Source organism: Rhodococcus wratislaviensis, assembly GCF_900455735.1.
Lineage (GTDB): Bacteria > Actinomycetota > Actinomycetes > Mycobacteriales > Mycobacteriaceae > Rhodococcus_F > Rhodococcus_F wratislaviensis.
In genome coordinates this window covers 309,799-324,153 of sequence record NZ_UAUI01000026.1, presented here as the reverse complement: position 1 = coordinate 324,153, position 14,355 = coordinate 309,799, and the positions used below count along the sequence as shown (strand labels likewise).

At 66.9% G+C, this 14,355-nt stretch carries 12 protein-coding genes; 10 read left to right on the top strand and 2 right to left on the bottom strand.

Features of this window, described 5'->3' with window-relative positions:
* From DTA22_RS32005 to DTA22_RS31970, 8 genes are all read left to right on the top strand, one after another.
* Positions 1 to 908, top strand: a 908-nt coding sequence (locus DTA22_RS32005) for an MFS transporter (protein ID WP_112302099.1), incomplete at its 5' end; no start/stop codon positions are given.
* A gap of 20 nt (positions 909 to 928) precedes the next feature.
* Complete coding sequence (locus DTA22_RS32000) at positions 929 to 1,507, top strand: acyl-CoA thioesterase (RefSeq protein ID WP_245973372.1); 579 nt, start codon at positions 929 to 931, stop codon at positions 1,505 to 1,507.
* Positions 1,508 to 1,563: 56 nt separating this feature from the next.
* Positions 1,564 to 3,099, top strand: coding sequence for an acyl-CoA synthetase (locus tag DTA22_RS31995; protein ID WP_112302098.1), 1,536 nt, complete (start codon positions 1,564 to 1,566; stop codon positions 3,097 to 3,099).
* A gap of 121 nt (positions 3,100 to 3,220) precedes the next feature.
* Entirely contained in the window at positions 3,221 to 4,033 is an 813-nt protein-coding gene (locus tag DTA22_RS31990; protein WP_112302097.1) for a crotonase/enoyl-CoA hydratase family protein, read from the top strand.
* 55 nt (positions 4,034 to 4,088) lie between these two features.
* Positions 4,089 to 5,246 carry an acyl-CoA dehydrogenase family protein gene (locus tag DTA22_RS31985; RefSeq protein WP_112302096.1) on the top strand — a complete coding sequence of 386 codons (1,158 nt, stop codon included), beginning with the start codon at positions 4,089 to 4,091 and terminating at the stop codon, positions 5,244 to 5,246.
* Positions 5,247 to 5,268: 22 nt separating this feature from the next.
* A complete protein-coding gene (locus DTA22_RS31980) occupies positions 5,269 to 6,795 on the top strand; it encodes an acyl-CoA synthetase (RefSeq protein WP_112302095.1) in 1,527 nt (508 codons plus the stop codon).
* 44 nt (positions 6,796 to 6,839) lie between these two features.
* Positions 6,840 to 7,988 carry an acyl-CoA dehydrogenase family protein gene (locus DTA22_RS31975; RefSeq protein ID WP_112302094.1) on the top strand — a complete coding sequence of 383 codons (1,149 nt, stop codon included), beginning with the start codon at positions 6,840 to 6,842 and terminating at the stop codon, positions 7,986 to 7,988.
* Entirely contained in the window at positions 7,988 to 9,022 is a 1,035-nt protein-coding gene (locus tag DTA22_RS31970; RefSeq protein WP_112302093.1) for an acyl-CoA dehydrogenase family protein, read from the top strand. Before DTA22_RS31975 ends, DTA22_RS31970 begins: the two co-directional genes overlap by 1 nt.
* Before the next feature lie 68 nt (positions 9,023 to 9,090).
* Here DTA22_RS31970 and DTA22_RS31965 read toward each other — a convergent pair whose 3' ends face one another.
* Both DTA22_RS31965 and DTA22_RS31960 read right to left on the bottom strand, forming a co-directional pair.
* Positions 9,091 to 10,899: an alkyl/aryl-sulfatase gene (locus DTA22_RS31965; RefSeq protein ID WP_112302092.1), complete on the bottom strand. Its 1,809-nt coding sequence runs from the start codon at positions 10,897 to 10,899 to the stop codon at positions 9,091 to 9,093.
* Positions 10,896 to 12,020 (bottom strand): AI-2E family transporter, encoded by a 1,125-nt coding sequence (locus DTA22_RS31960; protein ID WP_037229008.1) that lies wholly within the window; start codon positions 12,018 to 12,020, stop codon positions 10,896 to 10,898. The genes DTA22_RS31965 and DTA22_RS31960 overlap by 4 nt, the downstream gene beginning before the upstream one ends.
* Before the next feature lie 172 nt (positions 12,021 to 12,192).
* Here DTA22_RS31960 and DTA22_RS31955 point away from each other — a divergent pair, with 172 nt between their 5' ends.
* Positions 12,193 to 12,615, top strand: coding sequence for a DUF7144 family membrane protein (locus DTA22_RS31955; protein ID WP_081792272.1), 423 nt, complete (start codon positions 12,193 to 12,195; stop codon positions 12,613 to 12,615).
* A gap of 12 nt (positions 12,616 to 12,627) precedes the next feature.
* Positions 12,628 to 14,334: a SulP family inorganic anion transporter gene (locus DTA22_RS31950; RefSeq protein ID WP_112302091.1), complete on the top strand. Its 1,707-nt coding sequence runs from the start codon at positions 12,628 to 12,630 to the stop codon at positions 14,332 to 14,334.
* The last annotated feature ends 21 nt before the right edge of the window (positions 14,335 to 14,355 follow it).

Here is a 14,355-nt window from a genome sequence, read left to right as displayed (position 1 = left end):
CCGGCGCGCTGCTCGCCTGCGCGGCGTCGATCGCCAAGATCGCGATCGCTCCGATGCTGGCGTACGTCGCCGTCGCGTGGGGCTGGCGATCCGCCCTGGTGGCCCTGTCCATCATCGGCCTCGGCTGGTGCGTTCTGTGGCTGCTCGTGTGGTCGGAGGGGCCGTACCGGCGCCGCGACCATTCACCTGCCGCCGGCGGAGGTGACTCGGCCGCGCCCCACGGCGAGACCGAGCCGGCGGTGCCGTGGACGCGGATCTTCCGCTCGCCGACCTTTGTCGGCGGTGCCCTGATCGTCATCAGTGTGTATGCGCTGGTGTCTGTCGTGCTCACCTGGTTGCCGTCGTATTTCGAGACCGGGCTGGGCTACAGCCGACTGCAGGCCGGATCCATGTTCTCCATCCCGAGCCTGTTCGGACTCGTCATCATGCTGAGTTCCACGTGGTTCAGTGATCGTCTCGTCGTACGCGGCGTGAGTATGAGAACCGCGCGGGTGATCATGCCGGTGGTCGGACTCGTCATCGGTGGGTGCGTCCTCACGACGTTGCCGTACATCACCACTCCGGTAATCGCCGTGCTCGTCGTCTCGATCGGGTATGCCGTCGGTTCGCCGGTCTTCCCGTTGCTCAATGCTGCGGTGGCCGAACTCTGCCCCCCGCGGCAGGTCGCGGGGACGCTGGGTGTCTTCCTGTCCCTGATGGCGATCGGCGGGTTCATCGCGCCGTATCTCATGGGCCGCATCGTCGACGCGGCCGCGACGGCGGCGGGTGGCTACGCCACGGCGTTCCAGATACTCGGAATCGTGGCCGTCGCGGCCGGTCTTCTCGGCGCCCTGATCATCGACCCCGAACGCGACAAGCGGCGCCTTCGCGGGCTCGTGGCAGGCGATGTTCCGCAACAGGGAATCTGAGATGAGTTCGGTGACAGACGATGACGTCCCGCTCGACCTCGCCCACGGAGACCCTTCGGCGGACACATCGCGGCCCAGTCGCTCACTGCAGCAGGCGGTACCGTCACCCGGGAGCACGCGGCGCATTCCTTGCACGGCTACTTCCTTCACCTTGTCGGCATCGTTCAAGCTGCCGGAGGTCACGCCCGATCGCCAGCCCGTCATGCCCGCTGTCCCACCGCCGGAGGAACTTCCGGACCCCTACGAGGCCTGAGCCCGCGCACTCCCTCCCGGACGACCCGTTGATGCACGTCTGCGCCCTGACCTACGGCTCGGACATAACGCTGGCATCGACGGCCGCACTCGACCGTCAACCCCACCGCAGTCTGCAGCGAGGTCCGTCGCGGGTCTTCATGACGTCCCTCGACCACGCAGTGTGGTTCCACCGACCGTTCCGGGCCGACGACTGGATGCTGTTCGCGCAGCAGAGTCCGTCCGCCGTCGACGGCAGAGGCCTCTCGATGGGCAACTTCTGGACTCGTGACGGTCACCTGGTGGCCACGGTCGTCCAGGAATCGCTGATGCGGCCCGTGCGGCGTATCGACCACGAAAATGACTGATCTGCAACAACATTTATCAACCCTCGACAACCTCGAGCGAGAATTCGGAGGTCCGCGTGTACTCGACCCAATTCCTGCACCGTGCGTTGCAGCAGGCCCCCGACGGGCCGATGACAGTCTGCGGCGACCGCGTTCGGACCACCCGTGACATCGCGGACAGGGTCGCCCGGTTGTCGGGCGGACTGCACGGGCTGGGTGTGTCGGAGGGAGACAGGGTCGCCGTCCTCGCCCTGAACTCCGACCGCAATCACGAGATCTTCCTCGCGTGCTGGTGGGCGGGCGCGGTGGTGAATCCGGTCAACATTCGATGGAGTGGACGGGAGATCGCGGACTCGCTCCGGGACGCCGGGGCAGTGGTCCTGCTGGTCGACGACGAGTTCGTGGACATGGTCCCCGCGTTCCGCGAACAATGTGCCGACCTCCGCGCGGTGGTGCACTGCGGCAACGGTGTGGCCGGACACGGGATGGCAGGCTACGAGGAGTTGATCGCCGCGTCCGAGCCGGTGCCGGACAAGCGAATCGGTGGTGATGCGATGGGTGCACTGCTGTACACCGGCGGCACCACAGGTGTGTCGAAGGGCGTCATGGTGAGTCATCGGAACTTGCTGACGGCGGCGCTCGGCACCCAGGCGGCCTGCCAGTCGGTGTTCGCCGGTGGGGTCAATCTGGTCGTGAGTCCGATGTTCCACATCGCGGGGCTCGTGGCATGGGCGACGCAGAACCTCCTGGGTGGTACCCAGGTCTTCCTGCCGACGTTCTCACCCCGGGCCGTGCTGGAGGCGATCCAACGGCACCGGGTCACCACGGTCGGGGCAGTGCCGGTGATGCTGCAGATGCTGGTCGCGCACCCGGATATCGAGTCGTACGACCTGTCGAGCGTGAAGTCCGTTCGCTACGGCGCGTCGCCGATTTCGCCGACGTTGCTGCAAGGCGCCATGAGGGTGTTCCGGAACAGCGGCTTCGCTCAGGGGTACGGGATGACCGAGACCGCACACATCAGCGTCCTCGGGCGGGAAGACCATCTGGCCGGGGGCGAACTGCTCCGTTCCGCGGGACGTGCCCTGCCGCACTGCGAACTGCGCGTCGTCGACGCCGACGACGTGGAGGTGCCTGCCGGCGTGCTGGGCGAGATCGTGACCCGGGGCGATCACGTCATGCTCGGTTACTGGAACAGGCCGGAGGAGACCGCGGCCGTGTTGCGGAACGGCTGGATGCACACCGGCGACGTCGGTTACGTGGATCGGCACGGTTACGTCTTCGTGGTCGACCGGATCAAGGACATGATCATCACCGGCGGCGAGAACGTCTACTCGACCGAGGTGGAGAACGCACTCGCTGCCCATCCCGCTGTCGAAGCGTGCTCGGTCATCGGTGTGCCGGACACCCGGTGGGGTGAGCGCGTCCATTCCGTCGTCGTGCTCCGGGAGGGAGCACGTCCCGATGCCGAGGAATTGCGCGCACACGTGCGCGGGCTCATCGCCGGATACAAGGTGCCCCGGACGGTCGAGTTCCTCGACGCGCTGCCTGTCTCGGCGGCGGGGAAGGTGCTCAAGCGCGATCTCCGTGCGGCGGCCTGCCGGGCGGACGGCTGATACCACCGGTCGGGCGAAGAGCGATTCCCTAATCATGGATCATTCCGAAAGATTCTGTTGACATGCAGGAAGAAGTCGGACAAAGTGAATTAGCAATAACCTCTGCTTCGAAGGGCATTCTATGACCGCCACCTCGGCCGACGTCGTACTCTCCAGCCGTCGCGACCACGTCGTCACCTGGACGATCAACCTTCCGGAGGCCCGTAATCCCATCTCCGGCGACGACGTCATCGACCGGCTCGTCGAACTCGTCGAGGAGGCGAACGAGGACGTCGACACGCGCGTCGTCATCCTCACCGGCGCAGGCAGCGCGTTCTCCGCCGGAGGGAACGTCAAGAACATGGCGGATCGTGCCGGAATGTTCGGTGGCGCCCCGCACGTGATGCGAGAGGGATACCGCCGCGGCATCCAGCGGTTGCCCAAGGCGATCTACCACTGCGAGGTCCCGATCATCGCGGCGGTCAACGGTCCCGCAGTCGGCGCCGGCTGCGATCTCGCGATGATGTGCGACATGCGCGTCGCCTCGACCAACGCCTTCTTCGCGGAAAGCTTCGTCAAACTGGGAATCATCCCCGGCGACGGTGGCGCCTGGTTGCTACCGCGGGCGGTCGGTGCCGCACGCGCCGCGGAGATGGCCTTCACCGGCGACCGGGTGGATGCGGCCACCGCGCTCGACTGGGGAATGGTCTCGAGCGTCGTCGATCCCGAACTGCTGCTCGACACGGCGCACGAGCTGGCCGAGCGGGTCGCGGTCAATCCGCCTCACGCACTCCGGATGACCAAGAAGCTCCTGCGCGAGGGGCAACGTCAGGACCTCGACAGTCTGCTCGAACTCTCCGCCGCGATGCAGGCGCTGTCGCATCACACCACCGACCACGGCGAGGCCCTCGCGGCCTTCGTCGAGCGACGGGCCGGGCAGTTCACCGGGAGCTGAGCCACGCCCGGCGATTACTGCAACCCATCGACGTACAGCACTGAAAGGACCCGCCGTGAAGCGGACACTCTTCAACCGGGAACACGACGAATTCCGGACAATGGTCCGGGAGTTCATCGCCCGCGAGGTACTTCCCAACCGGGAGAAGTGGGACGAAGTCGGGCGTCCACCGCGCGAATTCTTCGAACGACTCGGTGAACTGGGAATCCTCGGAATCTCGGTGCCCGAGGAATTCGGCGGCGGTGGCGAGACCAGCTTCAAGTTCGCGACCATCGTCTTCGAGGAGGTCGCCAGGGCAGGAGTGTCGTTCGGCTCGTACACCGTTCACTCGTGCATCATCCTGGGGTACCTCCTCGAATACGGCTCCGACGAGCAGAAGCGGCGGTGGCTTCCGGACTTCGCGGCCGGCCGGCTGATGACGGCGATCGCGATGACCGAACCGGGAACGGGCTCGGATCTGGCCAACATCTCCACCACTGCCAAGCTCTCCGAGGACGGCACACATTACGTGCTCAACGGAGGCAAGACGTTCATCACCGGCGGGGTGACGGCCGACCTGGTTCTGACCGTCTGCCGCACAGCTCCTTTCGATCCGGAGAACCGGCGATCCGGGCTCTCCATCATCGCGGTGTCCAAGGAATCCGACGGTTTCGAGGTGGGCCGCAAGCTCGACAAACTCGGTCTGCATCAACAGGATACGGCCGAGCTGTCCTATCGCGACGTGCGTGTCCCGGTCGGGAACCTGCTCGGTGAGGAGGGCGAGGCGTTCGGCTACCTCACCCACAATCTTCCCCAAGAGCGGCTGAGCATCGCGCTGAACTCCGTGGCGCACGCCGAGGCGGCGATGCTGCACGCCACCCGGTACGTGCAGGACCGCACCGTTTTCGGCAAACCGGTGGCCTCGTTCCAGAACACGAAGTTCGTTCTCGCCGAGTGCTCCGCCGAAGTCCAGGCGGCACGCGTCCTCGCCGACAACGCGCTCGAACTGCTCGACCGAGGTGAGCTCACGGTGGCCGACGCTGCCCGGGCCAAGCTGTTCTGCACCGAGACCGCGGGTCGGGTGATCGACAAATGCCTCCAGTTGCACGGTGGATACGGCTACATCACCGAGTACCCGATCGCACGGCTCTACGCCGACACCCGCGTGACGCGAATCTACGGCGGCACGAGCGAAGTCATGAAGACCATAATCGCCAAGGACCTGGGGCTGTAGACCGGATCGCAGGAGGAACCGAATGTATCCCGGACGCCACGCCGCGACCACTCCCGACAAACCGGCTGTCATCGAAGCCGCCACCGGCAAGATCGTGACGTACCGCGACCTCGAGGACCGATCCGTGCAGTTCGCCCACTGGCTGACCGGCCAGGGCCTCGGTCCGGGCGACCACCTCGCGGTGCTCTCGGTCAACGACGCCAGAGTATTCGAAATCTACTGGGGTGCGGTGCGCTCCGGTATGGTCGTCACCTTCGTCAACACGCACCTCACCCCGTCCGAGGTCTCCTACATCGTCGACGACTGCGAGGCTCGGGCGCTCGTGGTGTCGGCCCGGCTGGCCGAGCTCGCGACGGCCGTCGTCGACTCCACCCCGAAGGTCCGCAGCAGGCTGGCCTTCGGCGGGGCCGTGCCCGGCCACGACGATTACGACCAGGCCATCGCGTCTCTGAGCACCAGCCCACCGTGCGACCAGCCCCGCGGCTCGGACATGCTGTACTCGTCCGGGACGACCGGGCGACCGAAGGGCATCGTGGTCGCCCCGACCGACGACCAGATCGGCGACGAGCCCGGTCCCCAGTTCGTCGGACTGTTGCGCAACTTCGGCTTCGACGAGAACTCCGTCTACTTCTCGCCCGCACCGATCTACCACGCCGCGCCGTTGCGCTACGGCGCCGGCGCCCACGCCCTCGGCGGAACCGTGGTGATGGCCGACCGATTCGACGCCGAGTCGAGTCTGCAGTTCCTCGAGCGGTACCGAGTCAGCCACAGCCAATGGGTGCCCACACACTTCATCCGGATGTTGAAGCTCCCCGAAGCCGTACGCAACCGGTACGACGTCTCGTCCATGAAGGTCGCGATCCACGCCGCCGCCCCCTGCCCGCCGGAGGTCAAACGGGCGATGATCGACTGGTGGGGCGAAATTCTCTACGAGTACTACTCGTCGACCGAGTCGGTGGGCAGCACGGTGATCACGACGCAGGAGTGGCTGCGCAAACCCGGCAGCGTCGGGCGCGGACAGGGTGCCACCAGCCGTGCGCACATCTGCGCAGAAGACGGGACCGAACTGCCGGCCGGGCAGGTCGGGCACATCTACTTCGCCCGGCCGGGCCATTCCTTCGAATACCACAACGACCCGGTCAAGACGGCGCAGTCGCGGCACCCCCGCAATCCCGGCTGGGTGACGACCGGGGACATCGGCTACCTGGACGAGGACGACTACCTGTTCCTCACCGACCGCGCGAAATTCGTGATCATCTCCGGTGGGGTCAACATCTACCCGCAGGAGATCGAGAACGTCCTCGCGGTCCACCCCAAGGTGTCCGACGTGGCGGTGATCGGCGTGCCGGACGAGGACATGGGGCAGTCGGTGCACGCGGTGGTGGAACCGGGGCCGGGCGTCGTCGGTGACGACACGCTGGTCGCCGAACTCCTCGACTACTGCCGTGGGCGTATCGCCGGGTACAAGTGCCCGCGCAGCGTCGCGTTCGTGACCGAACTGCCGCGAACGCCGACAGGGAAATTGGCCAAAGCAGCGTTGCAGGCGTGAGCCTGCGGAAGCATTCGACACACTCGTCGAGGGAAGTAGACAGCATGCACACACAAGTGGTGCCGGCCGCGGGCCCGCCCGATCACGAACTCGACGCGTTGCGGGCCGAGGTGCGAACGTTCCTGCGCGAGCAGATCGACGCCGGCGTGTTCACACCCGGTGTGGACACGTGGCTCACCCGATGGAATCCGGACTTCACGAAGGCCCTCGCAGCCCGCGGCTGGCTGGGCATGACGATCCCGGCGGAGTACGGCGGGCAGGGCCGCACGTTCATGGAGCGGTTCGTCGTCACCGAAGAACTACTGGCCGTCGGCGCACCCGTTGCCGCACAGTGGGTCGCGGACCGGCAGGCCGCGCCGTCGCTGCTCACCTACGGCACCGAGGAACAGAAGCAGCGGTTCCTCCCCGGTATCGCCAACGGCGAGATCAGCTGGGCGATCGGCATGAGCGAACCGGAATCGGGTTCCGACCTGGCGAGTGTCCGCACGAAAGCCGTCCGGGTCGACGGTGGCTGGCGAATTACCGGGACCAAATTGTGGACGTCCGGCGCCCACCGTGCCGACGCCTTCTTCGCCCTCGCGCGGTCGGCTCCGCTGGACCAGGCGCAGCGCCACGCCGGGCTCAGCCAGTTCATCGTTCTGCTCGACTCCCCGGGGGTGCAGATCCGGCCGATCCTGTCGATGTCGGGCGATCACCATTTCAACGAGGTGATCCTCGACGACGTGTTCGTGCCGGACGAGTTGGTGCTCGGCCGCATCGGCGAAGGCTGGAAGCAGGTCACCTCCGAGCTCGGGTTCGAACGCAGTGGTCCGGAACGTTTCATGTCCACGTTCCCGGTCCTCGCCGCGATGGCCGAGGAAATCCGGGAGGGACGGCAACCGGCCGATGCCCGCATCGGAGCGCTCGTCGCCCGGACCTTCGGCCTCCATCACATGTCCCGCGCGGTGTCGGAGGCACTGGGGCGTGGTGACGACGCCGAGCTGGGCGCCTCGGTGGTGAAGGTCCTCGGCACCAAGACCGAAGATGACATCGCCGACCTCGTCGAAGAACTGGCCGGCGAGCCGGCGGCGGGCGGCGACCACTTCGCCGAACTGGTCCGTGCCGGCGTGATGCAGCGCCCCGGATTCACCCTGCGGGGCGGCACGAGTGAGATTCTGCGCGGCGTCATCGCGCGGGGATTGGGGATGCGCTGATGACCGGACCGGCAACCGACACCGAGATGCGGGAGTTCGCACGCATGCTCGACCAGGTCTTCGCCACGGACCGGCGGGCCCCGGGCGAGGCCCGGGAGTTCGATCGCGAATTGTGGTCGACGCTCGCCGACCTCGGCCTCACGCGGCTCACCGGCCCGGAGTCCGAGGGCGGCAGCGACGCCGGGTGGACGGAGTCGGCGTACCTGCTCGCGGCCGCAGGCACCGCTGATCTCCCGATCGCCGAGAACGATCTGCTCGCGGGATGGCTGCTCGGCAGGTCCGGGTGCCCGACCGCGCACTCCGGCCCCGCCGTGGTCCGCACCGCAGCCGTGCTGGACTCAGACGGGACCGCGCGGCACGTCCCGTGGGCGCGCTCGGTGGATGCGCTGGTGGCCCTGTGGGAGGCGGACGGCACGTGGCGGGTCGCCGAATTCGCCCGCTCGGATGTCGAGGTGACGGAGGCGGCCAATCTCGCGTCGATGCCCCGGGACCACGTCCGGGTCGACGTCTCCGCGCAGCAGGGCACGCCGGTGCCTGCGGACGTGGTGACGGAGTTCCTCCGGCGCGGCGCGCTGGCCCGGGCGCTCGCGATGGCCGGGACCATGGAACGCGTCCTGGCCCTCGTCGTCGAGCACACCTCGGCGCGCACACAGTTCGGTCGCGCGGTGGGCAAGTTCCAGGCGGTGCAGGCCATGGTCGCCGACATCGCTGCGGAGGGCGCCCTGGCACGTGCCGCCGCGAACGCCGCGGTGTCGATCGCCGAGGAACACGGTTTCGGAAGCCCGGAGGCCGGTTTCGCCGTGGCCGCCGCGAAGTCGTGCGCCGGACATGCGGCGTCGGTGGTGGTGCGCAACGCCCATCAGTGTCTCGGCGCGATCGGTTTCACGATGGAGCACGAACTGCACCGGCACACGAACGCGTTGCTGGCCTGGCGTTCGGAATACGGTTCGGTCCGCTACTGGGACGAGGCGCTCGTCGCGGCCGCGGCTGCCGCCGGGGAACGTGGCCTGTGGCCGCTCATCACCGACGGTTAGGCGGCCCCGCCGCCCGTGCGCGGTTAGCGAGTGCAGAGACTCGTTAACCGCGCACGGGCGCGGAGCGCCTACGGCGTGACGATCGGGAATGCGCTGTCGGGTGCGTCGAGGAGTTCCGTGAGGACCAGGAGCTTCGACGGGTCGCCCGTCACCTCGATGCCCTCCAGCCCCTTGCCGGCGAACAGTCCGAGTAACTGCATCTTCGTCAGTGTCAGCGAGACGTCCGGTTGCGTCGGGGTCCTCGGCGACAGTGTCTGGATGAGTGCACCGTTGGACAGCGTCGTCCGGTAGTGCGCTTCGGGTTCGGTGAAGTGCCACTCCGCGACGAGGGTCTTGTCCCAGGCTCGTGGACCGTTGATGCGGAGGGCGATGGAGTCGAAGATCTGCTCGATCGTCAGGGCGCTCAGCATGTCGGCGCCGAGGTCGCTGAGCGGAGGGGCGACGATGCCGCCGCGCAGTTCGAGTGCACCCGTGAGGTAGAAGTTGCGCCACGTCGCGTTCTCCGAGCCGAACCCGAGTTGCTCGTAGGTGCGGGCCAGCAGGTCCTTGGCCGCACCGTCGGAAGGGTCGGCGAAGACGGCGTGCTTGAGCAGTTCGGCGGCGAACCGCAGATCGCCCTGCTCGAGGTACTGCGTCGCCTTCGACCGGACCTCGCTCTGGCCGCCCATGCACTCGACGTAGCGTGTGGCCGCGTTCTCGGGTGGGTGCTGCCACAGCGACGTCGGGTTGCCGTCGAACCAGCCCATGTACCGCTGATAGATCGCCTTCACGTTGTGACTGACCGAGCCGTAGTAACCGCGTGCGTGCCAGGCGGATTCGAGGGCCGGCGGCAGCGGGAAGTCCTCGGCGATCTCGATTCCCGTCATCCCCGTGTTGAGCATCCGCAGGGTCTGGTCGTGCAGGTACTGGTACAGGTCGCGTTGCTGCGACAGGAATTTCACCACCCGGTCGCGACCCCACGTCGGCCAGTGGTGGGAGGCGAACGCGACGTCGTAGCCGCCGTCGAACATCTCGATCGCCTGATCGAGATACCGCGACCAGGCGCGGGGATCCCGGACCAGCGCGCCTCGCAGCGTGAGGAGATTGTGCAGATTGTGGGTGGCGTTCTCCGCCATGCACAGTGCCCGATGGTCCGGGAACAGGAAGTTCATCTCGGCGGGCGCCTCCGTTCCCGGCGTCACCTGGAAGACGATCCGGATGCCGTCGACGGTCTCCTCCTGGCCGGTGTGGGTGATGTCGACGGTCGGTGGGATCAGACCGGGCCGACCCGCCGAGGTGTTCGTACCGAGCCCGGCGCCGAGGTGCCCGCGCGGGCCCTTGGGGAGCAGCGGCCCGTACATGTAGGTGGCGCGCCGGCCCATTGCCGTTCCGGCATAGACGTTCTCGGAGACCGCGTGCTCGAGGAACCCTTCGGGGGCGAGGATCGGGACGTCGCCGCGACCGTCCGGGAGGACGCCGACGACGCCGCCGAAGTGATCGATGTGGGAATGCGTGTAGATCACTCCGGTGACGGGCCGATCGCCGCGGTTCTTCCGGTACAGCGCGAGCGCGGCGGCCGCGGTTTCCTGTGAGATCAGCGGGTCGATCACCAGGACACCCGTCTCGCCCTCGACGATCGTCATGTTGGACAGGTCGATACCCCGTAGCTGGTAGATGCCCTCGGTGACCTCGTACAGGCCGTCCTTCGCGCACAGTTGCGACTGACGCCAGAGGCTCGGGTGGGCGGTGTCCGGGCAGTCGCCGTTCAGGAACGAATACTCCTGCATGTCCCACACCACGCGACCGTCCTCACCCGTGACCGTGCAGGGGTCGAGGCGGTCGACGAAACCGCGGTCGGCGTCCTCGAAATCGGTGGTGTCCGAGAAATCGGGTGTCATGATTCTTCCTTCTCGTGTCGCGGTGGGGCGGGGGCAGGGACCGGTGCAGGGGGAGTGGGGGCGCTGCTGAGGATCGTGTTCACCCACCGCGTGGACGGGTCGATGTCGATCAGCAGGGCCTTCGCCATCAACGTCAGCGGGATGGCCAGGATCGCGCCGAGGGGTCCGAGGATCCACGTCCAGAACACCAGCGACAGGAACGTGAACGTCACGGACAGGCCCACCGCGTCTCCGACGAACTTCGGCTGGATCACGGACTGGATGATGACGTTGATGACGCTGTACACGACGATGACCGTCAGCATCAGTCCCGGACCGCCCTGGAGGAGCGCGAGCAGGGCCGGCGGAACGAGCCCCAGGATGAAGCCGACGTTCGGGATGTAGTTGGTGATGAACGACAGCAGTCCCCACAGCACCGGCAGCGGAATCCCCAGCGCCCACAGTGCCCCGGTGTCGATGACGGCGACGATCAGCCCGAAGACCGTGGACACGATCAGGTACTTGCGGGTGCCGACCGAAAAGGCGCTGAGAGCGGTGGCGATTTCGGGGCGCATCTGCGTGACGATCCGCATCCGTGACCCGTAGGAGCTTCCGTCGACGGCCATGAACAGCAGGAGGGCGAGGACGAACAGCAGATTCGAGAAGACACCCAGCATTGCCTGCAGGATCCCCTCCACGAGTCCGAACACCTTGCTGTAATCCACCTGGGAGAGGAGGGTCTGGGCGTCCGTGGAGTTCACGCCGTTGCTGTTCAGGAAACTCTGGGCGCTGTCGATGAGGGCGGTGAAGTCGTCCGCGTACTCGGGTAGGAGCGTGGCGAGCTGGGCGACCGACAGGGCCAGCGACAGCACGAGAACGAGAATGATGCCGTTGACGACCAGGATCGCCGCGATCGTGGCGATCCACCCCGGGACACCCTTCCGGTGCAGCCATTCGGGCAGCGGGTGGACCGCGACGGTCAGCATGAGCGCGAGGAAGATCGGGCCGACTATCGACGCGGCCACCTGAATCCCCGCCACGGTGACGACGAGCGCGGCCAGGCCGAGAATCACGATCAGGCCGCGCGGCATCGACCACCGAGTTTCCGACGCCGCGCCGGAAATGTCCTGCGGATCGGTCATCGCGTGTCCCTTCGCAACAATCGGCCAACCGGGATGCCCCGAATCGACTGTTGCACCCGGCGGACGACGACACATCATCCGTTGCAGATGAGGATCACCCGGCGCGGATGATGCCGACACCGCCGCGAGGCCGCACGATTCCACTGTTCGAGCACATCCTTTCGAGAAGGGCATGGACATGACGACAAATCCGGAGTCCAGGACCAACAGCCCTGTCAAACAGGGTTTTGCCGCGGGAACGTCGCTGGCAGCGGCGATATTGCTGCTGACCGTCGGCGTGATCTCGTTCTTCCAGGGCATCGCCGCAGTCGCCTCCGACAATCTGCTGGTCATCGGCGTCGAGTACACCTACCAGTTCGACACCACCGCGTGGGGATGGATCCACATCGTTCTCGGCGTCGTCCTGGTCATCAGCGCGATCGGCCTCATGACGGGCGCCACCTGGGCCCGTGTCGTGGCCGTCTGCATCGCTGCGCTGTCGATCCTCGCGAACTTCCTCTGGCTGCCCTACTACCCGCTGTGGTCGATCCTGATCATCGCGCTCGACGTCGTCGTGATCTGGGCGGTCACCACCTGGGACACCGCCAGGGACTAGGACGATCACGACGTGGTGAGTTCTGCGACCGGCACCTGGCCGGTATTCGGCTCGCTGCAGGAATATCGGAAAGGATGGGTCAGGCCCGACGTCATCGCGGGCCTGACCGTGTGGGCCGTGCTGGTCCCGGAGGCCCTGGCCTACGCGACCATCGCGGGAGTTCCCCCGGTCGTCGGTCTGTACGCGGCGATTCCGGCACTGGTCCTCTACGCGGCGGCGGGCAGTTCCCGGCATCTGGTGGTCGGGCCGATGTCGGCGACGGCCGCCCTGTCGGCTGCCATCGTCGCGCCGCTCGCCGGGGCGGACGGCGGCAAGTATGCCGCCCTGACAGCGGTGCTGGCGATCGCGACCGGCATCGTCGGGCTGCTCGCGGGTCTTCTCCGACTGGGCTTCATCGCGTCGTTCATCTCGGAGCCGGTGCTGAAGGGTTTCATCGTCGGGCTGGCCCTGACCATCATCATCGGGCAGGTGCCTGCCTTGTTCGGCGTGGAGAAGGAGCACGGAAACTTCTTCGAACAGGCGTGGGGCGTCATCACCCACCTGGGTGACATCGACTGGGGCACGCTCGTCGTCGGTGTGCTCAGTCTCGTCGTGGTTCTCGGATTCAAACGGTGGCTGCCGCTCGTGCCGGGCTCGCTGCTGGCCGTCCTTCTCGGTATCGCCGCGGTCGCCGTGTTCGGTTTGGACGGAAGAGGTGTCGACATCGTCGGTCACATCGATTCCGGGCTGCCGTCGGTGGGACTGCCGGGCGGTGTCGGGTTCGACGATTTCATCGACCTTCTCGGGCCCGCAGTGGGCGTGCTGCTCATCGGGTTCGCGGAAGGGCTCGGTGCCGCGAAGACGTACGCCGCGAAGGAAGGCTACGAGGTGGACGCCAACCGGGAACTCCTCGGCCTCGGCGCTGCCAATCTCGGCTCCGGGCTGTGCTCGGGAATGGTGGTGAACGGCAGCCTCTCCAAGACAGCGGTCAACGGCGGGGCGGGCGCCAAATCACAGGTCAGCGGACTCGTCGTCGCGGTTCTCACCGTGGTGACCCTGCTGTTCCTCACCGGACTGTTCGAGAAACTCCCCGAGGCGACGCTTGCAGCGGTGGTCATCGCCGCCGTCATCGAACTCGTCGACATCTCCGCGCTCCGCCGGCTCTACGGGGTGTGGACCGAAAGGCTCGGCAGTATCTACGGATACGCCGCGCGTGCCGATTTCGCGGCCGCCCTCGCCGCGATGGTGGGCGTGCTCCTGTTCGACACTCTGCCCGGGCTCGTCATCGGCATCGGCGTGTCCATGCTGCTGCTGCTCTACCGGGCGTCGCGTCCCCACGTCGCGGCGCTCGCGAAGGAGGGGTCGCTGTGGGTGGACGCCGAGCGCCATCCCGATCTGCCGACCACACCGCACGTGGTCGTGGTGCGCGTCGAGTCGGGACTGTTCTTTGCCAACGCCGACCACGTCAAGGACCGCATCGAGGCCCTGTGCGCCGACGACACGCGAGTGGTGGTCCTCGACGCCGAGACGTCGCCGTTCGTCGACGTCAGTGCCGCGCAGATGCTCGTGCAGTTGCGGGATGTGCTTGCGCGCCGGGGAATCGAGCTACGTGTGGCACGGGACATCGGGCAGTTCCGGGACACGATACGACGCTCGGGCTCGGACGCGACCCCCGTCGGCCTGTATCCGACCGTGCGAGAGGCCCTCGGGGAACCGGATCGACGTAGCGAGGATTCATGACAGGGCCGACGTTTCGGTGTG

What these genes read in the sequence shown, in the direction of transcription:
- DTA22_RS31990 (WP_112302097.1), top strand. Translation starts at nt 3,221, where the DNA reads ATGACCGCCACCTCGGCCGACGTCGTACTCTCCAGCCGTCGCGACCAC.
- DTA22_RS31980 (WP_112302095.1), top strand. Translation starts at nt 5,269, where the DNA reads ATGTATCCCGGACGCCACGCCGCGACCACTCCCGACAAACCGGCTGTC.
- DTA22_RS31955 (WP_081792272.1), top strand. Translation starts at nt 12,193, where the DNA reads ATGGACATGACGACAAATCCGGAGTCCAGGACCAACAGCCCTGTCAAA.
- DTA22_RS31960 (WP_037229008.1), bottom strand. Translation starts at nt 12,020, where the DNA reads ATGACCGATCCGCAGGACATTTCCGGCGCGGCGTCGGAAACTCGGTGG.
- DTA22_RS32000 (WP_245973372.1), top strand. Translation starts at nt 929, where the DNA reads ATGACGTCCCGCTCGACCTCGCCCACGGAGACCCTTCGGCGGACACAT.
- DTA22_RS31975 (WP_112302094.1), top strand. Translation starts at nt 6,840, where the DNA reads ATGCACACACAAGTGGTGCCGGCCGCGGGCCCGCCCGATCACGAACTC.
- DTA22_RS31970 (WP_112302093.1), top strand. Translation starts at nt 7,988, where the DNA reads ATGACCGGACCGGCAACCGACACCGAGATGCGGGAGTTCGCACGCATG.
- DTA22_RS31965 (WP_112302092.1), bottom strand. Translation starts at nt 10,899, where the DNA reads ATGACACCCGATTTCTCGGACACCACCGATTTCGAGGACGCCGACCGC.